The sequence below is a fragment of the uncultured Bradyrhizobium sp. genome (assembly GCF_964252615.1).
In the GTDB taxonomy this organism is placed as follows: Bacteria; Pseudomonadota; Alphaproteobacteria; order Rhizobiales; family Xanthobacteraceae; genus Bradyrhizobium.
On the sequence record NZ_CAXUNQ010000010.1, the window covers coordinates 48644 to 71743 of the forward strand.

Sequence of the window (23100 nt, forward strand, 5' to 3'; positions counted from 1 at the left end):
GCGGGAACAAACGTTCCGCAATTCAGCTTGACGTTTCAGAACGCGATTCGTGGCGTCAGCCGCCAGGCGACTGATCGCGAAATGCCTCCGACATCAATGGGTTGAGGCCAAGTGCTGAGAGCGCTTCTCGAGCCCGGGCGTTATCTTGGGCGCGGCCGGCAAAGCGGTGACCGCTGAGGCGGTCGGGCAACGCCGTTAACAATGCGCCCTGACCGAGCCGCCTGGCCCATTCCTGCAGGTCATGCGCAAGAAAACGGTAGCCGCCGACAGCCACGATTCCCGCCGGCGGTGCGGTGATGCAGAGCGCGCCACTGGCCCGGTCCAGCCGCGCGGCATAGCCGGTATCGACGTAATCGAGCGGCGGCTGCGCGATCGGCGACTTGCCTGCGGGAGTTGACGGCGCGTAAGCGGCGACTGGAATCATCGGGCCCCGCAACGCCAGCGTTCCCTTTGGAGTGAGAAGGACTTCACCGGTGGTCGAGGCGTCGACGGCGGCGCGCGGCGCCGTGTGGGGACCCGGCTTGATCAGGAGCGGCGCGCCATCATCGGCGCGCCGGGCGCCGAACAGCCCGGCTTCGCCGAACAGATAGACGTCTGTCAAAGCGGCCTGTTCGCCCGGCCATGCCGGCGACGAGGCGGCCTGTTCAGGCGCACGCCACAGCCCGATGACATGGCGCAGCGCCGGGAAGTTCGACAGTATTCCGGCCTCGGCAAGACGCAATGCCAGCGGCGCAGGCGCAACGAGGACATCGCAGGCCTGCTCGCCGATGTGCTGTTCCAGCACGCCGGCATCGAACGGATGATGCAGCACCAGCGCGCCGCCGCTCAGCAGCCAGATCACCAGCGAGGACGCGATCCCCGCGAACGAAGACGGCGCGAACGCGGACAGGACGGTCGCGCCCTGCGGTATTTCGCTTTCAAGAAAGATCGCAAGACCACCGGCAATCAAATTCAGATGCGTGCGCGGCACGGCGCGGAAACCGTCCGCTGTGACGTCAAATGAAATAATTGCTGCACGGCGGCCATCCTGGATGGCCGAGGGGGAGGGTACCGGCCCATTGCCCATCACGTCCTCGAGGGAAACCATGCCTTCCGGCAGATCGGTGCCAAAGCCGCAGACATGGCGGATCGAAAACGCCTCGACTGCGGCATTCATCGCAAGATCGGCATGGCTGACGCCGTCGATCCGGCTCATGGTCACGACGGCGCGCGCGCCGGTGCGATTGAGCGCCACCGTCAACTCCGCCTGCCGCCACAACTGCGGCAACAGCGCCACCACGAGCCCTGCGCGATGTGCCGCCAGCACTGTCAGCACGAATTCGATGGTGTTGGGCAGTTGAACCGCAATGACCGAATTCGCCGGCAATCCTACCTCGACAAAATGCGCCGCCAATGCCGCAATCAAGCGCTCGGCCTGTGCAAACGTCAGGCGCCGCGGCGGCTGCCCGGTGACGCGCGACTTGTCGAGGGGATCGGCCAGCGCCGGCGCGTCCGGATGGCGCGCCAGCAGCCGGCGAAATAACCCGTCAAGCGTTGGTGGTGCGACGGTCTGGATCACAGGATCACTTCCGGCTGGGTTCGGGCTTCCGCCACCAGGTTTCCGGCAGATATCCGGATAACGCGGTGGCTGCAGGCCGTTCTATACGATTCCAGCGCGCGATCCATTGCTCCTGCGCGTTGTACATCGGAATTGCGTAGAAGCCCGACATCAGGACGCGGTCGAGCGCCCGCACCGCCGAAACAAATTCCGGATGCTCGCGGGCTTCTAGCATGGTCGCGATCAGGGCGTCGATGGCCGGATCCTTCGCGCCCATGTAATTGCGGGTACCCTGATTGTCAGCGGCTTGGCTGCCCCAGTAGAAGGATTGCTCGTTGCCCGGCGAAAGCGACTGATCCCAGCGATTCTGGATCATGTCGAAATCGAACCCGAGCCGCCGCTGATCGAACTGCACCCCGTCGACCGCGCGCACCGAGGCCTCGATACCAGCGCGCTTGATGTCGCGGGCGAATGCCAGCGCGATGCGTTCCTGATCGCGCGTGGTCACCAGAATTTCGAAGCTGAGGGGCGTTCCGGTTGAGCGCTGCCGCAACACGGTGTCGTCCAGATAGTATCCAGCCTGCGACAACAGCGCCAGGGCGTTGCGAAGTGCGGCCCGATCGCGGCCCGAGCCGTCGCTGACGGGGAGGCGCCAGATTCCGTGGAGAATGTCCGGCGCTATGCTGGACGCGTAGGGTCTTAGCAACGCGCGCTCGCGGTCGTCGGCGGGGCGGGCATAGGCCGACAATTCAGAGCCAGCGAAGAAGCCGCCGGCGCGCTTGTACAGCCCGAAGAAATAATTGCGGTTGATCCATTCGAAATCGAACAACAGCGTCAACGCCTGTCGGACGCGAATATCGGCAAAAACCGGCCGCCGCGTATTGAACACCAGGAATTCCGAGGGTTGCGGCATGCCGGTCCGGATGACATCGCGGATCACCTCGCCGCTGCGGGCGGCCGAAAAATCATAACCATCGTGCCAGCGAAGCGGCTCGGTTTCGACCCGAAAATCGTACAGGCCGCGCTTGAACGCTTCGAATGCGCCGTTGGCCTCGCGGTAGAAATCGAGCCGGATCTCGTCAAAATTCCAGAGGCCGCGATTGACCGGCAGGCTGCGGCCCCAGTAATCGGAATTCCGCGTCAGCGTCACGCTGGCGCCCGGCCTGACTGACGTGACCCGGTAGGGGCCCGACCCCATGGGGGCCGTCATCGAGGTTTCTTCAAAGGCCGCCGCATCGACGGCATGTTTTGGCAGCACCGGCATCAAGCCTAAGATCAGCGGCAATTCGCGGTCATTGGCGCCACCAAAATCGAACCGCACGGTGCGCGCATCCAGTGCTTCCGCCTTGACCACTTTTGCGTAGTACAGGCGGTGATTGGGACGGCCCTTGTCGCGCAGCAAAGCCCACGAAAACAGCACGTCCTCCGCAAGCACCGGCTGGCCGTCTGAAAACCGAGCCTCCGGATCGATACCGAAGCTGACGTATGATCTCGCGTCGTCGGTTTCGATGCTTTTCGCAAGCAGACCGTAGAGCGTGAATGGCTCATCATTGCCGCGCGCCATCAGACTCTCGACCACGAAACCGCGGATCTGCTGGACCGCAAGTCCGCGAACGATCAGGGGATTGAGGCTGTCAAAGGTGCCAAGCAGCCCTTGCACGAGCCGTCCTCCCTTGGGCGCATCGGGATTGACATAGGGCATATGAGTGAAGCCGGCCGGCAACGCCGGCGCGCCATGCATGGCAAGGGCATGGCTCGACAAAGCGGCGGCAGGGTAGATGATAACCATCGACAGCATGCCAAAAGCAAAGGCGACAATGGGATGCGTCCGGCGCGGATCGCGCCGCCGCGTTCGCTGTACAAGTCGCTGGTTTGATTCGCTTGCGCTCACAACGAAATTTTACCATAGCCGGTAACGCTAAGGCCAATGCCGCGGTCGTTAAGACGGTTGTCGGCATTGATCTTTTCGCCCGCCGCTGTATTGAAGGCGGGCAATTGACCATGACAACGCGACCTGTCACGCAACCGCCTCATTTGGCAAAGAGACAGCCGCGGCAGGCTGGCAGGTTCCGGCGCCTTCGTCGCGGTTCGAGCGCATCGTTCAGAAAGGGCTTTCCGCAATGAATTTTCGTATCTTGGCCGCGCCGGTCTGGCCGCGCGGGCGGGTTCTGGCCTCGCTGGCCGCAACGGCATTGACCGCCGCATGCATCATTCCCGGCGCCCAGGCCCAGACACCCGCGCCAGCGCCCGGTGCGCCGGCGGCTGCTCCAAAGGCGGCCCCGAAGGCTGCGCCCAAAGCCGCCCCGAAAGCGGCGCCGGCCCCGGCTCCGACCGCGCAGGCGCCGGCCGCGCCTGCTGCCGGTACCCCGGCCCCGGGTGGCCAGCCGGCCGACCAGGTTCAACTGATCTACGCGCCATGGACCAAGTTCTGCCTGAAGGGCCAGGATGCCGGTGCCAAGCAGGTTTGCTTCACCGGCAAGGACGGCCGGATCGAATCAGGCCAACCCGTCATCGCCGCCGTGATCATCGAGCCCGAAGGCGAGCCGAAGAAGATCCTTCGCGTCACGCTTCCGCTCGGCATGCAGCTGGTTCACGGAACCCGCATCATCGTCGATAGCAATCCACCCGCGCAAAGCCCCTACGTGATCTGCTTCCAGAACGGTTGCATGTCGGATTACGACGTGACCGCGGAGCTGCTTGCTAACCTGAAGAAGGGGCAGAACCTGGTGGTACAGGCGATCAATTCCAACGGTGCCCCGCTGACGCTGCCGCTGCCGCTCGCGGAATTCGCCAAGGCCTATGATGGGCCGCCGACCGACCCGAAGGTTTTTGAGGAAACCCAGAAGAAATTGCAGGAAGAGTTGCAGAAGCGCGCCGCTGAAGCGCGGGCGAAGCTTGAGGCCAACCAGCCCGCGGGCGCCGCCAACCCCGCGGCGAAATAATCGAATTTTCGCGCAGCTCAAAGGCGCTCCGGCCGGGGCGCCTTTTTATTGAAATTTCAGTACATGATCGGAGCGAATCGCTCTGCTCGTCCAGTCAATAATGCCGGGGACCTGCGCTTAATTCAGCGACGGATTGCGCGGCCGATAGCTGCCGGATTTGTCCTTGATGAAGATTTCGGCGACCTGCGAATGCCGGATCGGTTCACCCGACTCGTCGGGCAGGAGGTTCTGCTCCGAAACATAGGCGACATATTCGGATTCAGAATTCTCGGCAAGCAGGTGGTAGAATGGCTGGTCCTTGTGCGGCCGTACGTCCTCGGGAATCGAAAGCCACCATTCCTCGGTATTGTTGAATTCCGGATCGATATCGAAGATCACGCCCCGGAATGAGAAAATCCGGTGGCGAACGATCTGCCCGATCTGAAATTTGGCGGTTCGCGTTTTTATCATAAATCGTCGAATAGACCATGATTGTGGCCGATGCTAGGGGCTACCGACGAATTAACGGCTCCGCCGTCCACCCGCCAATCGCCTGATTCGCGGCGAAACAGAGAAAAAAGACGTTTCGCCGATGGTCGACATCCTGAACCTCGCGCTGCCGTATTTCGGGCTGATCTTCATCGGGTTCGCCTGCGGCAAATCGAAAAATCTGCCCGAAGCCGGCCTCGACTGGATGAATTTCTTTCTGCTCTACGTGTCGCTGCCTGCTTTGCTGTTCGGCATCATGTCGAAGACGCCGTTTGCCGAACTGAACAACCCGCCGTTCCTGGTCGCAACTACGCTCGGCACCGCCAGCGCGTTCGTTCTGGCGATGTTCGCCGGACGATTGCTCGGGCGCCTCTCGTTGCGTGAAATGGCGCTGGCCGGCCTGTCCGGCGGATATGGCAATATCGGCTATATGGGCCCGGGCCTTGCACTCGCTGTGCTCGGCGCGAAGGCGGCGGCTCCCACTGCTCTGATCTTCTGCTGCGACAGCATCTTTTTGTTTTCGATCGTGCCGCTGCTGATTGCATTCACCGGCGAGCGCCGTCCCATGCGTCACACCGTCGCGATCATGCTCCGTCAGATCGTACTCAATCCGCTGATCATGTCGGCTTGCGCCGGGGCGCTGGCGGCAGCCCTTCACCTCGATTTTCCGGTCGCAATCATGAACACGCTGGCGTTTCTGCAAAACGCCGCGGCGCCGGTAGCGCTGTTTGTGCTCGGCGTTACCGTGGCACTGCGGCCGTCCGGTCGCATCCCGTGGGAAGTGCCGGGCATTGTCGCGGTAAAACTGTTGATCCACCCGCTGATCGTGTTCGCGCTGATGTTGCTGTTCGGGCCGTTCCCGCCGGAGTGGGCGGTAACCGCCGTGCTGATGGCATCACTGCCGCCGGCCCTGAACGTTTTTGTGATCGCCCGGCAATTCGACACCTGGGTCGAGCCGGCCTCGGTCGCAGTGCTGATCGGAACCTTCACGTCCGTCATCACGCTCACCAGCGTGATGTGGCTGATCAAGTCAGGTCAGTTGGCGTTTCCGTAAGTCGCCGGGCAGGCCGCCACGACGGCGCCAATCCTTCGCGCATGGCAAGACGCCGAAGCGGCCCCAGCGCGCCGATCAGATGCAGTCCGGCCGCACGTAACGATTGCACCGGCAGAAAATCCGACAGCAGCGAGCGGTTGGCCATATCGATCACGAAGGTTCGGCTTTCGATGTCGGAACGTCGCGCCCAGTCAAATTGCGACAACAGCCCCGGCGAACCGGGATCTTCCCCCTGGAGCATTGCTCCACACGCCATGTCGGTAATATCGATGGCATCGCGCAGTCCCATATTGAGGCCTTGCGCGCCGATCGGCGGCAGCACATGCGCCGCTTCGCCCACCAGCGCGATGCGGTTTTTTGCGAAGTGCGTCGACTGTTCGATCGCAAGCGGGAACAAGTGGCGGCCGGGCTCGATGTGAATGCGCCCGAGAATCGAATGCGACTGCCGTTCAACGGCATCCGACAAATCGTCGTCGCTCAGCGTCATCAAGCGTCCGGCTTCGCTTGGCGTCGTCACCCACACCACGCTGCAGCGATCTGCCGGCAGCGGCACGAATACGCAAGGCCCTTGCGGCGTGTGAAGTTCGGTCGAATTGTTTTGATGCGGCCGTGCGTGAGTGATATTGAAGGTCAGCGCGGTCTGGCTAAGGTCGCGGCGCTTGACATCGATGCCGGCGGCCTTGCGACAAAGCGAATGCCGGCCGTCCGCGCCGACCACCAACCTTGCGAAAAGCAAGTGTCCGAGCCCGGTGCGGACAGCGGCGTTCGAATCATCGGGGCTTACGCTTTCAGCCTCGCTATCGTACCGGATCAGACTTACCAGCTTGGCGGCACGCTCCTCCAGCGCCACCATCAGCACCCGGTTTTCGATGTTGTAGCCGAACGCGTCGAGGCCGATCTCCTGGGATGAAAAACGCACTTCCGGCGCGCGGATCAGGCGGCCGGTGTCGTCCACCAGCCGCATCACCTGCAGCGCCGCCGCCTGGTCTGCGCAATGGCGCCAGACGTCCAACTGCTCGAGGAAATCGATCGAGCCGCCGAGCAGCGCTGTGGTCCGGTTATCGCCATATGACGCGCGCCGCGCGATCAACGCAGTTTTTACGCCGACGTCGGCGAATGCGATTGCCGCCGCAAGTCCGGCCGGACCACCGCCGATGACGGCAACGTCGTAAATTTCCCGCTCTGCGGATATGTCGCCCATCAACGGACAATCGACCTTTGCTGCCGCATTTTCAACCCCGGCACTGCCGGAACCAGTGTTCCCTGCGATCCGCGCGGCGGAACGCCGCAAGCCTGGATGTGCACTTTCAGGCGATTCCTGATATGCACGCCAGCACATGACCCCGGCAGACCAGCATGACACTTTATCCGCATCCCGCACCGTGCGCGCGGCGGCATTCTCTGTGCACATCTTCACGGCGATGGGCGCGGGAATTGCCCTGATCGCGTTGCTGGAGGCGGTGCGAGAGCATTGGGCTGCGATGTTTGCCTGGCTTGGTACCGCGCTTGTGATCGACGCACTCGACGGACCTCTCGCACGGCGACTCGATGTTGTGAGGATGCAGCCGGACTGGTCGGGCGAGGTGCTCGATCTCGTGGTAGATTTTGTGACTTATGTGTTCGTGCCGGCCTATGCGATCACTGCGAGCGGCCTGCTGTTGCCGCTGGCCGCGCCGCTGCTCGGTGCGGGCATCGTCGTCACCGGTGCGCTATACTTCGCCGACCGGCGCATGAAGACGCCCGACAATCATTTTCGCGGATTTCCGGCTTTGTGGAATGCAGTCGCATTCTATCTGTTCCTGCTGCGGCTGTCGCCGGCGCTTTCGAGTCTCATCGTCGCACTGCTCATTGTACTGACCTTCGTGCCGTTTAACGTCATTCATCCTGTTCGGGTCGAGCGCCTGCGCGGGTTGACGCTGTCGCTGATCGGGCTCTGGGCCGTACTCGCCATCATTACACTCATCTATGATTTCAACGTCGCCACGCCGGTGGCGGTCGCCCTGTGCGTAATCGCGGTTTACGTTGTGGCAAGCGACGCCGTGATCCGCCTGCTGAAGTCGGCCGCCGCATGATGGACCTGTTGACAAGCCCGGAAGCCTGGGCGGCGCTGTTGACCCTGACGGCGCTGGAGATCGTTCTCGGCATCGACAATGTGATCTTCCTGTCGGTCGTTGTCTCGCGCATTCCGGAAAAGCAGGCAACCCGTGCGCGCCGGATCGGCTTGGCGCTGGCGCTGGTGTTCCGCATTCTGTTGCTGAGCCTGCTGGTATGGCTGATCGGGCTGACCGCTCCGGTCATTACGTTGACAAGCGTCGCGTTGTCATGGCGCGACATCATCCTGATCGGCGGCGGGCTGTTTCTCATCGCCAAGGCGACGCACGAAATTCACACTGAAGTCGAGGCGCGCGACGAGGAAGGCGAAGCCGGGCCGGCGGCCGGCGCGTTCTTCTGGGTGATCGTGCAGATCATCGTTATCGACATGGTATTCTCGCTGGATTCGATCATTACCGCGATCGGCATGGCGCAGGATCTCGAAATCATGATCGCCGCGGTGATTATCGCCTGCGTGATCATGTACGTGTCGTCAGGCCCGGTCGCAAAATTCGTGGCCGAGCATCCGACCACCAAGATGCTGGCGCTGGCATTCCTGGTGCTGATCGGCGTGGCACTGGTAGCGGACGGATTCAAATTCCACATCCCGCGCGGCTACATCTATTTCGCTATCGCCTTTTCCGCTGCTGTCGAGGCCTTCAACGTGCTGGCTAGGCGCAACCGCAAAAAGGCCGCCTGACCATCGCATTCCGGGATGGCGGTGTTGACAACTATGCCTCAATGGCTATCGCTGGACGCAAGAAAATCGCAGGGAGAATGTGCAATGACCAAGGCTGTGCGCGTACATCAGGTCGGTGGGCCGGAAGTCCTTACCTATGAAGCCGTCGATGTGCCGGCGCCGGGAACCGGCGAGGTCCGTATCCGGCAGCACGCCGTCGGCCTGAATTTCATCGACGTGTATTTTCGCACCGGCCTCTATAAAGCGCCGTCGCTGCCATTCATCGCCGGCAACGAAGCCTCCGGCGAGGTCCTCAGCGTAGGGCCTGGCGTCACCAATTTTCATCCCGGCGACCGCGTCGCCTATTATTTCAACCTCGGCGGCTATGCCAGCGAACGAAACATTCCGGCCGACAAGCTGGTCAAGCTGCCCGATCACATCACCTACGAGCAGGGCGCGGTGCTGATGCTGAAGGGGCTGACGGTGTGGTACCTGCTGCACAAGACCTTCAAGGTCGAGCCGGGACATCGGGTTCTGATCCATGCCGCGGCCGGCGGCATTGGCCTGCTCGCGAGCCAGTGGGCCAAGGCGCTCGGCGCGCATGTCATCGGCACCGTCGGCTCCAAGGCCAAGGCCGATCTGGCGCTGGCGAATGGCTGCGATCACGTCATTCTCTACAACGAAGAAGATTTTGTCGCACGAGTAAAGCAGATCAGCCGCAACGAATTGTGCGACGTCGTCTATGACGGCGTCGGCAAAACCACGTTCCCGGGCTCGCTGTCCTGCCTGAAACCGCGCGGACTGTTCGTCAGTTTCGGTAATGCGTCAGGCCCGGTGCCGCCATTCTCGATCGCCGAATTGAACAACCATGGCTCGCTGTTCGCAACACGGCCGAAGCTGAACGACTACGTCGGCAAGCGTTCGGAGCTGCTCGAGGGCGCAGATACGCTGTTCGCCGCGGTGATCAACGGCAAATTGCACGTACCGATCAATCACGCTTACGCCTTGAAAGATGCGGCCAAGGCGCATATCGACCTGGAAGGCCGGGCGACGACGGGGGCTACAATTCTGAAGCCGTAAAGCCAGGTTCGGGAAGCGAAACGACGAAGCAATCCAGTGAGCGTTCTGGATTGCTTCACTGCGCTCGCGATGGCGTTTGACATCGTCAGGCCACGCACCTTGCCACGCCCATTTTCGTCAGGATCGCATCCAGCCCGTCGGTCATCTCGATGATCTCGTCGCGGGTGACGTTGAGCGCCGGCATGAAGCGCAGCGCATCGGCTTGCGGAGCGTTGAGCAGCAGGCCGGCCTCCATTGCTTGGGCGACGATCGCAGCGGCGATCGGGCGCTTCAGATCGAGCGCAAGCAGCAGCCCTCTGCCGCGTACCTCGCCGAGCCCGTGGCGTGCCGATATCCGTTGCAATTCGCTCGCCAGAAACAAGCCGGTACCGGCTACCGATTTCAGAAAGTGGGGCATACCGATCTGGCCTAAGACTGCGAGTCCTACGGCGCACATCAGCGGATTGCCGTTGAAGGTGCCGCCCTGATCGCCAGGCTGGAAACACGAAGCCGCTTCGGTCGCGAGCAGCGCGGCAAGCGGAACGCCGCCGCCGATGCCCTTTCCGAGAGTCATGATATCCGGCTCGATCCCGGCGTTTTCGTAGTGAAACAGCTTGCCGGTGCGTCCGAAGCCGGTCTGGATTTCGTCGAAGATCAGCAGCAGGCCGTGCTCTGCGGTCAGCGTTCGCAACTCGCGCAAAAATTCGTCCGTCGCAGGCCATACGCCGGCTTCACCCTGGATCGGCTCCAGCATCACCGCGACGGTCGTGTCGTTGATCAGCGCCTTTACGGATGCGATGTCGTTGAGCTTGGCTTTCGGAAAACCGGGCACCTTGGGCTCGAACAACGGCTCGAACGCTTTCTTCCCCGATGCCGACATCGTCGCCAGCGTCCGGCCGTGAAACGCGCCGTCGAACGTGATGATCTGGTACGCTCCATCGCGGTGCAAAGCGCCATATTTACGGGCCAGCTTGATCGCCCCTTCATTGGCCTCCGCGCCCGAATTGGCGAAGAACACCCGGTCGAAACAACTGTGATCGACCAAGGCCTTCGCCAGTTCGAGGCTGGGTGCGTTGTAAAAGGCCGGGCTCGGCGTCAACAGCAGTTTCGCCTGCTGGTTCAGCGCCTCCGCGATCACCGGCGGCGAGTGGCCGAGACAATTCACCGCCCAGCCCTGGATAAAATCCAGATAGCGCTTGCCGGCGTCATCCCATAGCCAGGAGCCATCTCCGCGGACAAATACGGCAGGCGGCCGCACCGTAATCTCCATCAGGGCGTCAAACGGATGTGGGACAATGGTCATGTCAAGCTCCTGCGGTTGAGTGGAAAGCCGGCCAAACGCAAGAAGGCCGCACTGTGGGGTGCGGCCTTCTCGAAAACTCGAACTGTGTATCTATTCAGCTCTGTCGTCGGACACGGCGCGACCCATCATCGTCGAACGAGCGACGACGGAAAGCTGCGCGGGAGATGGTCCGGTTTGAAATCATGGCGCGCCACATACCTTCGAACGGCAGGCGCTGTCAAGCGCTCAAAACCCCGCGACTGAGCCGTGCAGATCGTATTCATCCGCACGTTCGATCTTGGCGGTGACGATTTCGCCGATGCGGAGCGGGCGCCGGCTTGACAGATAGACCGCGCCGTCGATCTGCGGCGCGTCGGCTCTGGAGCGACCCCTCGACACCGTCGGGCCGACTTCATCGATGATGACCTGCTGACGGCTGCCGACCTTGCGCTTCAGGCGACGCGCGGAAATTTTCTGCTGCCGCGCCATCAGCGCATCCCAGCGTTGCTGCTTGATTTCCTCATGCACGGGATTGCCGAGCGCATTCGATAGGGCCCCCGCGACCGGCTCATACTTGAAGCAGCCGACGCGATCGATCTCGGCCTCGTCGAGCCAGTCGAGCAAATAATTGAAGTCAGATTTGGTTTCTCCGGGAAAACCGACGATGAAGGTCGAGCGCAGCGTCAGCTCGGGACATTCCTCGCGCCATTTCTTGATCCGCGCCAGCGTCCTGTCCTGCGCCGCCGGCCGCTTCATTGCTTTGAGGATTTCCGGACTTGCGTGCTGAAACGGAATATCGAGATAGGGCAAAATCTTGCCCTGCGTCATCAGGCCGATGACCTCGTCGACATAGGGGTAGGGGTAGACGTATTGCAGCCGCACCCAGGCGCCGAATTCACCGAGTTCGCGCGCCAGATCGAAAAATTTCGCGCGGACCTCACGGTCCTTCCACGGGCTGGCAGCATATTTCAAGTCGACGCCGTACGCCGAGGTGTCCTGCGAAATTACCAGCAACTCCTTGACGCCGGCGTTGACCAGTTTTTCGGCTTCGCGCAGCACATCGTTCGCCGGACGCGACACCAGATCCCCGCGCAGTTTCGGGATGATGCAGAAACTGCAGCGGTTGTTGCATCCTTCGGAAATCTTCAGGTAGGCGTAGTGCCGGGGCGTCAGCCTGATGCCTTGCGGCGGCACCAGATCGAGATGCGGGTTGTGCAACGGCGGCAGCGCGCGATGGACGGCGTCGAGCACGCTTTCATACTGCTGCGGCCCCGTGATCGACAGCACGCCGGGATAGGCCGCCTCGATCTGTTCGGGTTCCGCGCCCATGCAGCCGGTGACGATGACCTTGCCGTTCTCCGCCATCGCTTCGCCGATAGCGCCCAGCGATTCCTGCTTGGCGCTGTCGAGAAAGCCGCAGGTATTGACGATCACAAGGTCGGCGCCATCGTGCTTGCGCGCGAGTTCATAACCTTCGGCGCGCAGGCGCGTGATAATGCGCTCGGAATCCACCAGCGCTTTGGGGCACCCCAAGGACACAAAGCTTACTTTGGGCGCGGCGGCCTGTTGCATGTTGGGTGATGCCTGATTGATGGGCAGGAGCTAGTCCCAATTGCTCATAATTACAAGACTTTAAGCCGCCTTTGTGCGTGCTATGGATGGTTTTGCTGCAATGCGGGTGATTGATGGGTGCCGAGTCGTCTCCTAAAATCGTCATCGTTGACGAAAGCCCGGTCCGGGCCGCGATCCTTCAGGAGGGACTGCGGGAAGCGGGGTTTTCCGGCGTCACTCACATCAGCGAAATGCACAACCTGCTCGCCCGGATCTACGCGCTCGATCCCGACGTCATCCTGATCGATCTGGAGAACCCGAGCCGCGACGTGCTGGAGCAGATGTTCCAGGTCAGCCGAGCGGTGCGGCGGCCAATCGCGATGTTCGTCGATCAGAGCGATGCCGCGTCAATCCAGGCCTCGGTCGATGCCGGGGTTTCGGCCTATATCGTCGACGGATTGAAGAAGGAGCGCATCAAGCCGATCCTTGACCTCTGCATTTCGCGCTTCAATGCCTTCTCCAAGTTGCAGGACGAACTCGCGCGCACCAAATCGGCGCTGGAAGATCGCAAGGTGATTGATCGCGCCAAGGGAATCCTGATGAAGCTGAAGGGGCTTACGGAAGATGAGGCCTATGTGCTGCTGCGATCAACCGCGATGCGCGAGAAGAAGAAAATCGGCGATATCGCCCAGTCGATCGTTACCGCAGCGGAGCTGCTGAAATGACCGGTCTACCGCTCTGCATCGGGTTCATTCCACTGGTCGATGCGGCTGCATTGATTGTAGCGGTAGACAAGGGATTTGCCGCGGCAGAAGGACTCGACATTACGTTGGTGCGCGAAGTGTCATGGTCGAATGTTCGCGACAAGCTCAACATCGGCCTGTTCGATGCCGCGCATCTGCTGGCGCCGGTGGCGATTGCCTCAAGCCTCGGGCTTGGCCATGTCAAGGTGCCGATCGTGGCGCCATTCAATCTCGGCCTCAATGGCAACGCGATTACCGTATCGCCGGCGCTGCATGCCGCGATCATGGGAGAGATCGACGGCAACCCATATGACCCTATGGTAACCGCACTGGCGTTGTCGCGCGTGGTTGCTGCAAGGCGCACGAGCGGCGCCGAGCCGCTGACCTTCGGCATGACATTCCCGTTCTCGACCCATAATTATCAATTGCGGTTCTGGATGGCCGCAGGCGGAGTCGATCCCGATGAAGATGTTCGTATGGTAGTGTTGCCACCGCCTTACATGGTGGAAAGCCTCGCCAACGGACATGTCGATGCCTTTTGCGTCGGCGCGCCGTGGAACTCGGTCGCGGTCGATCTTGGTGTCGGTCACATCCTGCATTTCGTTTCGGACATTCTGGTGCGCGCGGCAGAGAAAGTGCTGGCTGTCAGACAAACCTGGTCCGAGAAAAATCCGGCCGTTCTGGCCGCGCTGATCCGTGCGCATGTTCGCGCCGCTGAATTTATCGAAGATCCGCAGAATCGCGCCGAAGCCGCACAGATTCTGGCCCGCTCCGACCGGCTCGACGTAGCTGCCGATGTTATCAAGCGCACCCTGGACGGCCGCCTCAAGATTTCACCGGACGGAACCATGCGCGAAAGCGGCCGCTACCTGCTGGTGGGGCGGGAAGGGGCCGCACGGCCGGATCCGCTGCAAGCCGCGTGGCTCTACACGCAGATGGTGCGCTGGGGGCAGGCCTCCGTCACTCCGGAAGCCCTCGCCATCGCCAAGTCGGTGCTTCGGCCCGACCTTTATGATGCCGCCGTGGGTTCCGACCGAGCCGCCGTAAAGGGCGGCTCTGACGCCATCGGCGCGTTTGCCGGTCCGGTATTCGATGCCAACGATATTGCCGGCCATCTGGCGGCGTTCAAAATCAGGCGCGGCAAGTCCTGACCGCCCGTCTGGCGCGATCGCGAGCCTCGGTGCCCATGGGCTAGTTTTTAGGCTTGGTGCCCGGGAATCGGCTTAAGCGCTGATTGATCCTTCTGGGAAAGCGCTGATTCTAAACGATTTTTCAAATGGACAGGGTGGCACACAACTTGAATGTTGCAGTGCAGCCAGCCGTCATCGATGCCCGCTGGCATTCGCAAAGATGGATTTCCGCAGCAACGAGGCTGGTCGGACCGTTCGCTCGGAATTCAGTCAATTTCCGCGTGATCGGAGTCCGTTCCCCGTTCAGCCGCCTCAGTGGCAGCAGGAGCTTCGTCGTTAGAAATGAAAATCGATACCCTCTCCCTCGACTTTACCGATGAGCAGAAGCGCTACCTTGAAGGTTTTACCTCTGGGCTGCAGGTCAGCCGCGCCGGACGTAGCCAAGGCGGTGCTGCAACAGGCAAGCTCAGTAGCGAGCCGACCGGTCCGGATGCCGCGCATATCAAGGCGCAGGACAGGATAATCGCCAGCGGCAAGAAGCTCTCCGACCCCGAGAAATACAAGCGCGACCAACATCCGTTCGATGCCTATCCGCGGCTGAGAGAGCAGGCGCTGACCAATGCCCCGCCATCGCCCGTGGATAACTTTCGCTGGCGCTATTATGGCCTGTTTTACGTGGCACCCGCGCAGGACTCCTATATGTGCCGGTTGCGAATTCCGAACGGTATCCTCAAGCACTGGCAATTCACCGGGATGGCCGAGCTGGCCGAACGCCTGTGCGGGCCGTTTTGCCACGTCACCACCCGCGCCAATCTTCAGGTGCGTGAAATTCCGCCGAAGCACGCGGTCGAATTGATCGAAGGCATCCAGGATCTCGGCCTGTGTTCGCGCGGATCGGGCGCCGACAACATCCGCAATGTCACCGGCACGCCGACTGCCGGTATCGATCCGCAGGAATTGCTCGACACGCGCCCCTATGCGCGGGAATGGCATACCCACGTCCTCAACGATCGTTCGCTGACCGGACTGCCGCGCAAATTCAACGTCGCTTTTGACGGTGCCGGCAAGATCGCGGTGCTCGAGGACACCAACGACATCGCTTTCGCGTCAATAAGGGTGAACCATGGTTTTGGCGTCGAGCCCGGCATCTGGTTTGGCTTGGGAATCGGCGGCATCACCGGCCACAAGGATTTTGCGAAGCAAACCGGGATCGTTGTTAAGCCGGCCGATGCCACAAAAGTCGCCGACGCCATCGTGCGAGTATTCATCGATCTCGGCGATCGCACCAACCGTCTCAAGGCGCGTCTGAAGTACGTTATCGACGGCATGGGGATGGAAAAGTTTCTGCTGCTCGTCGAAGAAAAGATGGCGCAGCCGTTTACCCGCGTTCCACCGGAGGCCCTGGAACCGCGCCCGGCGTTCAACCGCACCGCGCACATCGGCGTCCATAGGCAGAAGCAGGACGGCTTCAACTGGATCGGGGTCGCGCTGCCGCTGGGCAAGGTAACTTGCGACCAGATGCGTGGCCTCGCCAGGATCGCCGCCGATCTCGGCGATGGCGATATCCGTCTCACAGTCTGGCAGAATCTGCTGATATCAGGCGTAAACGATTCCAATGTTGCGCTGGCAACTGCCGCCATCGAGGCGCTCGGGCTCGCGGTGAAGACCACCGAAGTCCGAGCCGGATTGATCGCCTGCACCGGCCGTGCCGGCTGCAAATTCGGTAATGCCGATACCAAGCGCACCGCCGCGGCGATCGGTGACTGGTGCGACACGCGCCTTGAAGTCGATACACCGATCAACATCCATCTCACCGGTTGTCATCATTCCTGTGCGCAGCATTACATCAGCGATATCGGAATGATCGGCGCGCGAATCTCGATCGAGGACAGCGACGACACCGTCGACGGCTTTCATATCCTGGCTGGCGGCGGGTTCGGGCCTGAGGCCGAGGTTGGGCAGGAAGTCTATCGCGACGTGAAATCCGAAGACGCGCCCGCGATCATCGAACGATTGTTGAGAGCATATCTGACGAACCGTACGTCGCCGGATGAAACCTTCCTGACCTTTGCGCGCCGCCACGACGGCGAGACGCTGCGCAAGCTCGCCGATGCGGAGACTTCGTCATGAACCAGATGACGCCCCCACCCAAGATCGAAATCATTCCGTCGAGTGCGCCGTTTTCGGAAGCCCAGCGCTCCTGGCTGAACGGGTTCTTCGCCGGATTGCTGTCGACCGACGCTCCCGCACCCTTGTCGGCGGAGCAGGGCACCGCCGTGCTGCAAGGGCAATCCGGCGATGGCGACGATGGCGAGGCGCCCTGGCACGACCAGACCATGCCAATATCGGATCGCATGAAACTCGCCGAGGGCCGCCCGTTGCGGCGCCGGATGATGGCGGCAATGGCACAGCAGGACTGCGGTCAGTGCGGCTACAACTGCAACGACTATTCCGACGCGATCGTCAGCAAGTCAGAACCGCGGCTCAACCTTTGCGTCCCGGGCGGCAAGGAAACCGCCCGGATGCTGAAGATGCTCAATGAGGAACTGGAGAAGGCGCCGGCGGCTTTACCCGCCGAGGTCGCGCCGCCCGCATCGGCGCCGGCCATATCGGTCGAACGAGGCCGGTCGCGCGACAATCCTGCGCCGGCGACGTTCATATCACGCCGTCTGCTCAATAAATCCGGCTCGGAAAAGGAGACGTGGCATATCGATTTCGATCTCAGCGGCTCCGGTCTTGATTATGTCGTCGGCGACTCCTTCGGCATCTTCGCCCGAAACGATCTTGGTCATGTCGATCAGATCATCGCGCTGCTCGGCGCCTCGCACACCACGCAGATTCGCGGCAAGACTCTGCGCGAAGTTCTGCAGAGCGAGGTATCGCTGGCGCCGGCACCTGACAGCCTGTTCGAGCTGCTGTCCTTTGTCACCGGCGGCGCGCGGCGTGAGAAGGCGCGGGCTTTGGCGCAAGGCGAAGACCCGGATGGGGATGCCACGACACTCGACGTGATGGCGGCACTGCAAAAATTCTCCGGCGTGCGGCCGCATCCTGAAGCCTTTGTCGAGGCGCTCGAGCCGTTACAGCCGAGGCTCTATTCGATTTCTTCCTCGCATAATGCGACGCCGGGCAAGCTGTCGCTGACGGTCGACTGCGTGCGCTACGTGGTCGGCAAGCGCCGGCGGCTTGGCCTCGCCTCGACATTCCTTGCCGAGCGCATCAATCCCGGCGATGAGGTTAAGGTCTATGTTCAGAAAGCGCACGGCTTTGCGCTGCCACCGGACCCGAAAACGCCGATCATCATGATCGGTCCCGGCACCGGTATTGCACCGTTTCGCGCCTTCCTGCACGACCGCCGGGCGACCGGGGCGCTTGGCAAGAACTGGCTGTTTTTCGGTCACCAGCGCAGCGACTGCGACTTCTTCTATGCCGACGAACTCAACGCCATGAAGACATCGGGCTTGCTGACGCGGATGTCGCTCGCGTGGTCGCGCGACGGCGACAAGAAATTCTACGTGCAGGATCGCATGCGCGAGGTCGGCCGTGAATTGTGGACCTGGCTTGCGGAGGGCGCCAACGTCTATATCTGCGGCGACGCCAAGCGGATGGCGAAAGATGTCGAACGCGCGCTGGTCGACATTGTCGCCCAGTTCGGCGCCCGCTCGACCGATGAGGCGATTCTGTTCGTCGCCGATCTCAAGAAAAAAGGTCGGTTCCAGCAAGATGTCTATTAACTGGAACCAAATGGAACCAAACTGGAGAAAATTGGAGCGAATAACATTCTTGTCTGGAATCTTCAGGTAGAATTTTCATCTGCCAACTGCTCGCCGACGGCGTCGGCATCATTATTTTCCCGCCTGGCTTGCGCTTGGCCGAAATCGGCATTCCTCTAACGTTTATGCTGCGTTGGAGATCGATTATGCGCGAACTATCCGCGGAGGCCCGTTTGCATTTTTACGCGCGCTCGCTGTCCAGCCGGGCGGGACGCGGCCTGCACACCGCCGCGCTCTACGGCGCATTGGCTACGATCGCCGCCGTCATTTTCGGCACGCTGTCGGTTCATCCATTCTAATTCGGCATCCTGAACGGGGCCACCTCAATTCCGCCGTCCTTCAACGCCTGGCGGACGGCCCGCGCGATATCCACGGCACCCGGCGTATCGCCATGAATGCAAACCGTGTCGGTGCGCATCTTGATGACTTTGCCCGTCACCGCGACCACCGCGCCATCCTGCACCATCCGCACTACGCGCTGCGCGATCTGAGTGACATCATGCAACACCGCGCCGGGCTTGCGGCGCGATACCAGCGAACCATCGTCCTCATAGGCGCGGTCGGCAAATACCTCGTGCACCATGGGCAGATCAACGGCTTCGCCAGCCTGCACCAGCCTGGAGTTCGCCAGCACCACAAAAATCAGGGTCGGATCGACCGACCTGATCGCGTTGGCGATCGCGCGTGCGGTCATGTCGTCCTCGCAGGCGACGTTCGACAGCGCGCCGTGCGCCTTGACATGGGTCACCTTGTGGCCGGCCGCGGTCGCGATCGCCTGCAATGCGCCGATCTGATAGGCAACCAGGTTTTCGACCTCCGACGCCTTCATGCCGGGCACCGGCCTGCGGCCGAAGCCGTGCAAATCGCGGTAGCCGGGATGCGCGCCGATGCTGACGCCGCGAGCTTTGGCCAGATCCACCGTCCTGCGCATGATGTCGGCATCGCCGGCGTGATAGCCGCAGGCAATGTTGACGGAGGTGGCGAGATCGATCATGGCGGCGTCGTTGCCCATTTCCCATGGTCCAAAACTTTCGCCGAGGTCGCAGTTCAAATCGATTGTCATGATGTCATGTCCGCTTGAATGATTCTTGTCGTTAGTCGTGTGCATCCGCCCGCAGTTGAATCTGCCACGTCCGCGGGTCGAATGCATTGACGGCGGCACCGGCAACATTGGCGCTTGTCAGCGCCGCAATATCGAGAACCGAACCCGGCGCGTCATGAACGTGGTCCGGCAGGGTACGCAGCAGTTCGGCGAACTTGCGTGCTTCCATCTGCGCTTCGGCCATGCCGACAGCTTTGAAACGAAAGCTGCGGCCGGCGGATAGCTGCGCGAACCGACCGAGATCGGCCGATATCACGGTCGCAATCTTGGGATAGCCGCCGCTGGTGCCGCGGTCCGGCATCAGCACGATCGGCGCGCCATTGCCCGGCACCTGGATGCTGCCGTTCACGGTGCCGTCGGAGACGATATTGTGGCCGTACAGATGCCTGATCACGGGGCCTTCGAGCCGATAACCCATGCGGTCGCTGGTTGCGGATATCTTCCAGTCGCTCTCGAGGAACAACTTCTTGGCATCGCCGAACTCGTCATCCTGCGGACCCATCACGACGCGGATTGGCCCTTCCGGAGCAGCCGGGAGATCGATGCCGCGCTCGGTCGCGCCGCTCGCCGCTTCCACCTTTAAAATATCGCCCGCCTGCAGCGGCCGGGGGTAGGGACTGCCGAGCCCGGCACGGGCGTTGACCGCAAGGCTGCCGAACATCGGCTCGCCCAGCACGCCGCCTTCGACCGCGAGATAGCTGAAGGTGCCGCCCCGGGCAACCCCAAGCGTCAGGCTTTCACCATCGGCCAAAGTCATCGACATGTTGAAAGTGACTGCGCGTTTGGCGATGTCGGCATTGCGTGCCGCGCCTGCGAGTGCAACCCGCACCGCCCCCTCACGCGCGATAAAACTAGCGCCGAGCGGCCCGACCTCGACGGCCGCCGTAAACAGCGGGTTGCCGACCAGGCAGTTTGCAGCCGCAAGCGCCACCCGGTCCATTGCGCCGCTCGGTACGAGCCCATAGCGCTGCGCCCCGGCGCGTCCGCCGTCCTGCACCGAACTTGCTGGACCGATCGCGGTAATGACAAGCTGGCTCATGACGCCAACTCCGCGACGAGTTCGCCGCTTTCTGCGGCCCGATCCTGTTCCGCAAAGATCTTGGCGTCCACGGCGGAGAACGTCACGGCATCGCCGGGCTCCAGCAGGAAAGTCGGATCGCGATGCAGTTGATAGGTTCTAACCGCGGTCCGTCCGAGCAGATGCCAGCCACTCGGTCCCGCCAGGCACTGCACGCCGGTCTGCACCCCGCCGATCGAAATCGTGCCTGCCGGCGTCAGCAGTCGCGGGTTCTGACGTCGCGGCATGTGCAGGAAGTTCTCCAAACCACTAAGATAGGACCAGCCCGGCGTAAACCCGATCATGGCAACGCGATAATCTCCGGCGAGGTGACGCGCCACGATATCGTCAGGAGTTGTATCAAGCGTCCTCGCTACATCTTCGAGATCGATGCCATGCTCGCCCCCATAAGTTACGGGAATACGCCATCGCCGCATAGCAACCGTCGGCGGCACAGGCAGTTGTGCCAAGGCCACCAGTCTTTCGCCGAGCGCCTCGAAGCCGATCTGAACCGGATCATAGTGTACCAGCAGCGAGCGATAGGTCGGCACCGTTTCGGTTACCCCCGCAATCTGCTCGCGTGTCAAGATGCGATCGAGTGCCAGCACCCGCTGGTTGGCCGTGTCATCGATCTTGCGGCTGAATTCCACCGTGATGGCGCTGTCGCCACTGGGCAGAATGCGGGGCGGGGAGAGGGTCGCGGCCATGGCCTCAAGACTCTGGTGCGGATGTCCAGCCATAGCGCGTTTTGATCCGAAGTGGAATCCGCCTCGCACAAATAAGCTTGCGACTTCAATAAATTAATTCGTATAGGAGAGATAAGATAGCGTGATCGCTGCCGATCCGCCGGGAGGGTTTTTGGCTGCGGATTCACGCCCCTTGACGCGATGCTCCCGCCCCGCAAGATGCGCCACTCAATTCTCACCGGAGCAGACCTGCCAATGCCTCTCAGCCCAGCAGCCGCCGCAACCCTTTCGCGCGTTTCCACCGCGACCATCACCACCGTGCTGCTCAAGAAGGGGCTGCGGAACGTCTGGCTGCGGGGCTCGCGTCCACTGCGGCCGGGGCAGCCGCGGATGGTCGGGGAGGCGTTCACGCTGCGGTTCGTGCCCGCGCGCGAAGACCTCGCCACGCCGGAATCATGGTCGTCGCCGATCTCCACCCGCACCGCGATCGAAGCGATGCCGGCGGGCTGCATCGCGGTGGTCGATGCCATGGGCGTCACCGACGCCGGCATCTTCGGTGACATCCTGTGCGCGCGCATGGTCAAGCGGGGCGTCGCCGCGCTGGTTACCGATGGCGTGGTGCGCGACCTCGAGGGCGTACTGGGCACCGGCCTGCCGGTGTGGTGCGATGGTTTCGCGGCGCCGCCCTCGGTCGCCGGCCTCACCTTCGTCGGGTGGGGCGAGCCGATCGGCTGTGGCGGCGTCGCGATCTTCCCGGAGGACATCATTGTCGCGGATCAGGACGGCGCCGTGGTTATTCCGAAAGCGTTTCTCGATCTCATTCTGGCTGAAGGAGCGGAACAGGAGCGGATGGAGGCCTGGATTGTGGATCAGGTCAACAGCGGCGCGGCGCTACCCGGCCTGTATCCGATGAATGCTGATACCAAAGCACGCTACGCGGCCACAAAGAAGTAACAACCTTACAAAGAGAGGAAAGGCGATGGACATTCATCCCGCAGGTTCGCGGCCGACCCGACGGGCGTCGAGCGATTGGTTTACCGGGACGGTCTGGCAAGATCCGATCAACACGCCACCAGCTCCGGCGCGAGTCAATTCCGCTCGCGTCGCATTCGAGCCAGGCGCACGCACCGCGTGGCATACCCATCCGCTCGGGCAGACGCTTTTTGTCATTTCCGGCGCAGGCCGGGTGCAAACCAAGGGCGGCCCGGTCCGCGAAATCCGGCCCGGCGATACGGTCTGGATTCCGCCTCATGAAAAACACTGGCACGGCGCTTCGCCTGCCAACGGAATGGTTCACATCGCGATGCATGAATCGCTGGATGGAACCCACGTGACGTGGATGGAACACGTGACCGAAGAGGAGTATTCCGTGACCGCCGACGGCTGACCCTGGCGCTCAACATACCGGGCTGTGCGCACCTTGCGCGGATTGAAGGATGGCTGCCGCAGGTGTTGCCGTCCTTTAGACGCCCGCGGCGGTGACGATTTCATCACCGGTATTCAGCCATCAGTCTTCTGTGGATGCCGGTACGTCTCGGGCAGCCATTTCGCGTTTGATGCCTTCAAACCGTTGCCGCGCTTCGCTTTCGCGCTCGTCGACGAATTTGATCGCGGCGTCTTTCGGCATCGGCCCGCTGCTGATCGGCGACGAATTATCGCCGATGGTCTCGTCGACGAAATAGTCGTCATTGCCGTCGCGCCGCACCGTCCATTTGAAACGAATGGCCTGCAACGGGCCGGGGCCGGTTTTGGAGTAACCATCGGCTTCGATCGGTTCGGCGGCGCTGGCTTTTTCAGCAACGGCTTCGGCATCCCGAAAGGAGGGGGTTTCCGGCTTGTCGAGCATGCTTGCGATGGCCGCAAGCGCATGATCGGTCGGGTCGATTTCGCTCAAGACACAGTCTCCAGAAGCCGCACGCATCCGCTATCGCCATTTAGCGGCCGGATTC

Annotated in this window: 22 protein-coding genes; 12 read left to right on the forward strand and 10 right to left on the reverse strand. The window is 61.9% G+C overall.

The window, feature by feature from the left end:
• Positions 1-55: 55 nt before the first annotated feature.
• Both ACFE72_RS08345 and ACFE72_RS08350 read right to left on the reverse strand, forming a co-directional pair.
• Positions 56-1558, reverse strand: coding sequence for an AMP-binding protein (locus ACFE72_RS08345; protein WP_375412611.1), 1503 nt, complete (start codon positions 1556-1558; stop codon positions 56-58).
• A gap of 4 nt (positions 1559-1562) precedes the next feature.
• Positions 1563-3326, reverse strand: a complete 1764-nt coding sequence (locus ACFE72_RS08350) for an extracellular solute-binding protein (RefSeq protein ID WP_375412612.1) — start codon at positions 3324-3326, stop codon at positions 1563-1565.
• A gap of 331 nt (positions 3327-3657) precedes the next feature.
• Between ACFE72_RS08350 and ACFE72_RS08355 the strand changes: the two genes are divergently transcribed.
• Positions 3658-4479 (forward strand): invasion associated locus B family protein, encoded by an 822-nt coding sequence (locus ACFE72_RS08355; protein ID WP_375412613.1) that lies wholly within the window; start codon positions 3658-3660, stop codon positions 4477-4479.
• A 117-nt stretch (positions 4480-4596) separates the two neighbouring features.
• Here ACFE72_RS08355 and hspQ read toward each other — a convergent pair whose 3' ends face one another.
• Positions 4597-4929, reverse strand: a complete 333-nt coding sequence (gene hspQ / locus ACFE72_RS08360; RefSeq protein ID WP_375412614.1) for a heat shock protein HspQ — start codon at positions 4927-4929, stop codon at positions 4597-4599.
• Positions 4930-5050: 121 nt separating this feature from the next.
• On the opposite strand from hspQ, the gene ACFE72_RS08365 reads away from it, so the two are divergent.
• On the forward strand, positions 5051-6001 hold the full coding sequence (locus ACFE72_RS08365) for an AEC family transporter (RefSeq protein ID WP_375412615.1): 951 nt from the start codon (positions 5051-5053) through the stop codon (positions 5999-6001).
• Here ACFE72_RS08365 and ACFE72_RS08370 read toward each other — a convergent pair.
• The gene (locus ACFE72_RS08370) at positions 5973-7202 is read right to left on the reverse strand and encodes a UbiH/UbiF family hydroxylase (RefSeq protein ID WP_375412616.1); all 1230 of its coding nucleotides are present in this window, start codon (positions 7200-7202) and stop codon (positions 5973-5975) included. The genes ACFE72_RS08365 and ACFE72_RS08370 overlap by 29 nt on opposite strands.
• Positions 7203-7338: 136 nt before the next feature.
• Here ACFE72_RS08370 and pcsA point away from each other — a divergent pair, with 136 nt between their 5' ends.
• The 3 genes from pcsA (at position 7339) to ACFE72_RS08385 (ending at position 9851) form a co-directional block, all read left to right on the forward strand.
• Positions 7339-8073, forward strand: coding sequence for a phosphatidylcholine synthase (gene pcsA, locus ACFE72_RS08375; protein ID WP_375412617.1), 735 nt, complete (start codon positions 7339-7341; stop codon positions 8071-8073).
• On the forward strand, positions 8070-8792 hold the full coding sequence (locus ACFE72_RS08380) for a TerC family protein (protein ID WP_375412618.1): 723 nt from the start codon (positions 8070-8072) through the stop codon (positions 8790-8792). The genes pcsA and ACFE72_RS08380 overlap by 4 nt, the downstream gene beginning before the upstream one ends.
• A gap of 84 nt (positions 8793-8876) precedes the next feature.
• Positions 8877-9851 (forward strand): quinone oxidoreductase, encoded by a 975-nt coding sequence (locus tag ACFE72_RS08385; RefSeq protein ID WP_375412619.1) that lies wholly within the window; start codon positions 8877-8879, stop codon positions 9849-9851.
• 85 nt (positions 9852-9936) lie between these two features.
• Here ACFE72_RS08385 and ACFE72_RS08390 read toward each other — a convergent pair whose 3' ends face one another.
• A complete protein-coding gene (locus tag ACFE72_RS08390) occupies positions 9937-11133 on the reverse strand; it encodes an acetylornithine transaminase (protein WP_375412620.1) in 1197 nt (398 codons plus the stop codon).
• 225 nt (positions 11134-11358) lie between these two features.
• The gene (rimO, locus tag ACFE72_RS08395; RefSeq protein ID WP_375412621.1) at positions 11359-12684 is read right to left on the reverse strand and encodes a 30S ribosomal protein S12 methylthiotransferase RimO; all 1326 of its coding nucleotides are present in this window, start codon (positions 12682-12684) and stop codon (positions 11359-11361) included.
• Between the two features lie 113 nt (positions 12685-12797).
• Here rimO and ACFE72_RS08400 point away from each other — a divergent pair, with 113 nt between their 5' ends.
• The 5 genes from ACFE72_RS08400 (at position 12798) to ACFE72_RS08420 (ending at position 18605) form a co-directional block, all read left to right on the forward strand.
• On the forward strand, positions 12798-13388 hold the full coding sequence (locus ACFE72_RS08400) for an ANTAR domain-containing response regulator (protein WP_375412622.1): 591 nt from the start codon (positions 12798-12800) through the stop codon (positions 13386-13388).
• On the forward strand, positions 13385-14557 hold the full coding sequence (locus ACFE72_RS08405) for a CmpA/NrtA family ABC transporter substrate-binding protein (RefSeq protein WP_375412623.1): 1173 nt from the start codon (positions 13385-13387) through the stop codon (positions 14555-14557). Before ACFE72_RS08400 ends, ACFE72_RS08405 begins: the two co-directional genes overlap by 4 nt.
• Positions 14558-14878: 321 nt before the next feature.
• Positions 14879-16666, forward strand: a complete 1788-nt coding sequence (locus ACFE72_RS08410) for a NirA family protein (RefSeq protein WP_375412624.1) — start codon at positions 14879-14881, stop codon at positions 16664-16666.
• On the forward strand, positions 16663-18267 hold the full coding sequence (locus ACFE72_RS08415) for a sulfite reductase subunit alpha (RefSeq protein ID WP_375412625.1): 1605 nt from the start codon (positions 16663-16665) through the stop codon (positions 18265-18267). Before ACFE72_RS08410 ends, ACFE72_RS08415 begins: the two co-directional genes overlap by 4 nt.
• Positions 18268-18452: 185 nt before the next feature.
• Positions 18453-18605, forward strand: coding sequence for a hypothetical protein (locus tag ACFE72_RS08420; protein ID WP_375412626.1), 153 nt, complete (start codon positions 18453-18455; stop codon positions 18603-18605).
• Here ACFE72_RS08420 and ACFE72_RS08425 read toward each other — a convergent pair.
• Genes ACFE72_RS08425 through pxpB form a run of 3 tightly spaced genes read right to left on the reverse strand, consistent with a single transcriptional unit; the run spans position 18602 to position 21172 of the window.
• Entirely contained in the window at positions 18602-19372 is a 771-nt protein-coding gene (locus ACFE72_RS08425; protein ID WP_375412667.1) for a LamB/YcsF family protein, read from the reverse strand. The two genes, ACFE72_RS08420 and ACFE72_RS08425, sit on opposite strands and share 4 nt — an antisense overlap.
• 28 nt (positions 19373-19400) lie before the next feature.
• Entirely contained in the window at positions 19401-20447 is a 1047-nt protein-coding gene (locus ACFE72_RS08430) for a biotin-dependent carboxyltransferase family protein (protein ID WP_375412627.1), read from the reverse strand.
• Positions 20444-21172 (reverse strand): 5-oxoprolinase subunit PxpB, encoded by a 729-nt coding sequence (gene pxpB, locus ACFE72_RS08435; protein ID WP_375412628.1) that lies wholly within the window; start codon positions 21170-21172, stop codon positions 20444-20446. Before pxpB ends, ACFE72_RS08430 begins: the two co-directional genes overlap by 4 nt.
• 234 nt (positions 21173-21406) lie before the next feature.
• Here pxpB and ACFE72_RS08440 point away from each other — a divergent pair, with 234 nt between their 5' ends.
• Both ACFE72_RS08440 and ACFE72_RS08445 read left to right on the forward strand, forming a co-directional pair.
• A complete protein-coding gene (locus ACFE72_RS08440; RefSeq protein ID WP_375412629.1) occupies positions 21407-22105 on the forward strand; it encodes a ribonuclease activity regulator RraA in 699 nt (232 codons plus the stop codon).
• 25 nt (positions 22106-22130) lie between these two features.
• The gene (locus ACFE72_RS08445; protein ID WP_375412630.1) at positions 22131-22538 is read left to right on the forward strand and encodes a cupin domain-containing protein; all 408 of its coding nucleotides are present in this window, start codon (positions 22131-22133) and stop codon (positions 22536-22538) included.
• Positions 22539-22658: 120 nt separating this feature from the next.
• Here the strand turns inward: ACFE72_RS08445 and ACFE72_RS08450 are convergent, their stop codons facing one another.
• Complete coding sequence (locus ACFE72_RS08450) at positions 22659-22997, reverse strand: hypothetical protein (protein WP_375412631.1); 339 nt, start codon at positions 22995-22997, stop codon at positions 22659-22661.
• Positions 22998-23100 lie beyond the last annotated feature (103 nt).

Bases quoted from the DNA above. Each gene is read 5' to 3' on its own strand.
- ACFE72_RS08365 (WP_375412615.1), top strand. From the start codon at position 5,051: ATGGTCGACATCCTGAACCTCGCGCTGCCGTATTTCGGGCTGATCTTC.
- hspQ (WP_375412614.1), bottom strand. From the start codon at position 4,929: ATGATAAAAACGCGAACCGCCAAATTTCAGATCGGGCAGATCGTTCGC.
- rimO (WP_375412621.1), bottom strand. From the start codon at position 12,684: ATGCAACAGGCCGCCGCGCCCAAAGTAAGCTTTGTGTCCTTGGGGTGC.
- ACFE72_RS08420 (WP_375412626.1), top strand. From the start codon at position 18,453: ATGCGCGAACTATCCGCGGAGGCCCGTTTGCATTTTTACGCGCGCTCG.
- pcsA (WP_375412617.1), top strand. From the start codon at position 7,339: ATGACCCCGGCAGACCAGCATGACACTTTATCCGCATCCCGCACCGTG.
- ACFE72_RS08355 (WP_375412613.1), top strand. From the start codon at position 3,658: ATGAATTTTCGTATCTTGGCCGCGCCGGTCTGGCCGCGCGGGCGGGTT.
- ACFE72_RS08350 (WP_375412612.1), bottom strand. From the start codon at position 3,326: ATGGTTATCATCTACCCTGCCGCCGCTTTGTCGAGCCATGCCCTTGCC.
- ACFE72_RS08450 (WP_375412631.1), bottom strand. From the start codon at position 22,997: ATGCTCGACAAGCCGGAAACCCCCTCCTTTCGGGATGCCGAAGCCGTT.
- ACFE72_RS08390 (WP_375412620.1), bottom strand. From the start codon at position 11,133: ATGACCATTGTCCCACATCCGTTTGACGCCCTGATGGAGATTACGGTG.
- ACFE72_RS08400 (WP_375412622.1), top strand. From the start codon at position 12,798: ATGGGTGCCGAGTCGTCTCCTAAAATCGTCATCGTTGACGAAAGCCCG.
- ACFE72_RS08370 (WP_375412616.1), bottom strand. From the start codon at position 7,202: ATGGGCGACATATCCGCAGAGCGGGAAATTTACGACGTTGCCGTCATC.
- ACFE72_RS08380 (WP_375412618.1), top strand. From the start codon at position 8,070: ATGATGGACCTGTTGACAAGCCCGGAAGCCTGGGCGGCGCTGTTGACC.
- ACFE72_RS08405 (WP_375412623.1), top strand. From the start codon at position 13,385: ATGACCGGTCTACCGCTCTGCATCGGGTTCATTCCACTGGTCGATGCG.
- ACFE72_RS08385 (WP_375412619.1), top strand. From the start codon at position 8,877: ATGACCAAGGCTGTGCGCGTACATCAGGTCGGTGGGCCGGAAGTCCTT.
- ACFE72_RS08430 (WP_375412627.1), bottom strand. From the start codon at position 20,447: ATGAGCCAGCTTGTCATTACCGCGATCGGTCCAGCAAGTTCGGTGCAG.
- ACFE72_RS08410 (WP_375412624.1), top strand. From the start codon at position 14,879: ATGAAAATCGATACCCTCTCCCTCGACTTTACCGATGAGCAGAAGCGC.
- ACFE72_RS08445 (WP_375412630.1), top strand. From the start codon at position 22,131: ATGGACATTCATCCCGCAGGTTCGCGGCCGACCCGACGGGCGTCGAGC.
- ACFE72_RS08440 (WP_375412629.1), top strand. From the start codon at position 21,407: ATGCCTCTCAGCCCAGCAGCCGCCGCAACCCTTTCGCGCGTTTCCACC.
- ACFE72_RS08415 (WP_375412625.1), top strand. From the start codon at position 16,663: ATGAACCAGATGACGCCCCCACCCAAGATCGAAATCATTCCGTCGAGT.
- pxpB (WP_375412628.1), bottom strand. From the start codon at position 21,172: ATGGCCGCGACCCTCTCCCCGCCCCGCATTCTGCCCAGTGGCGACAGC.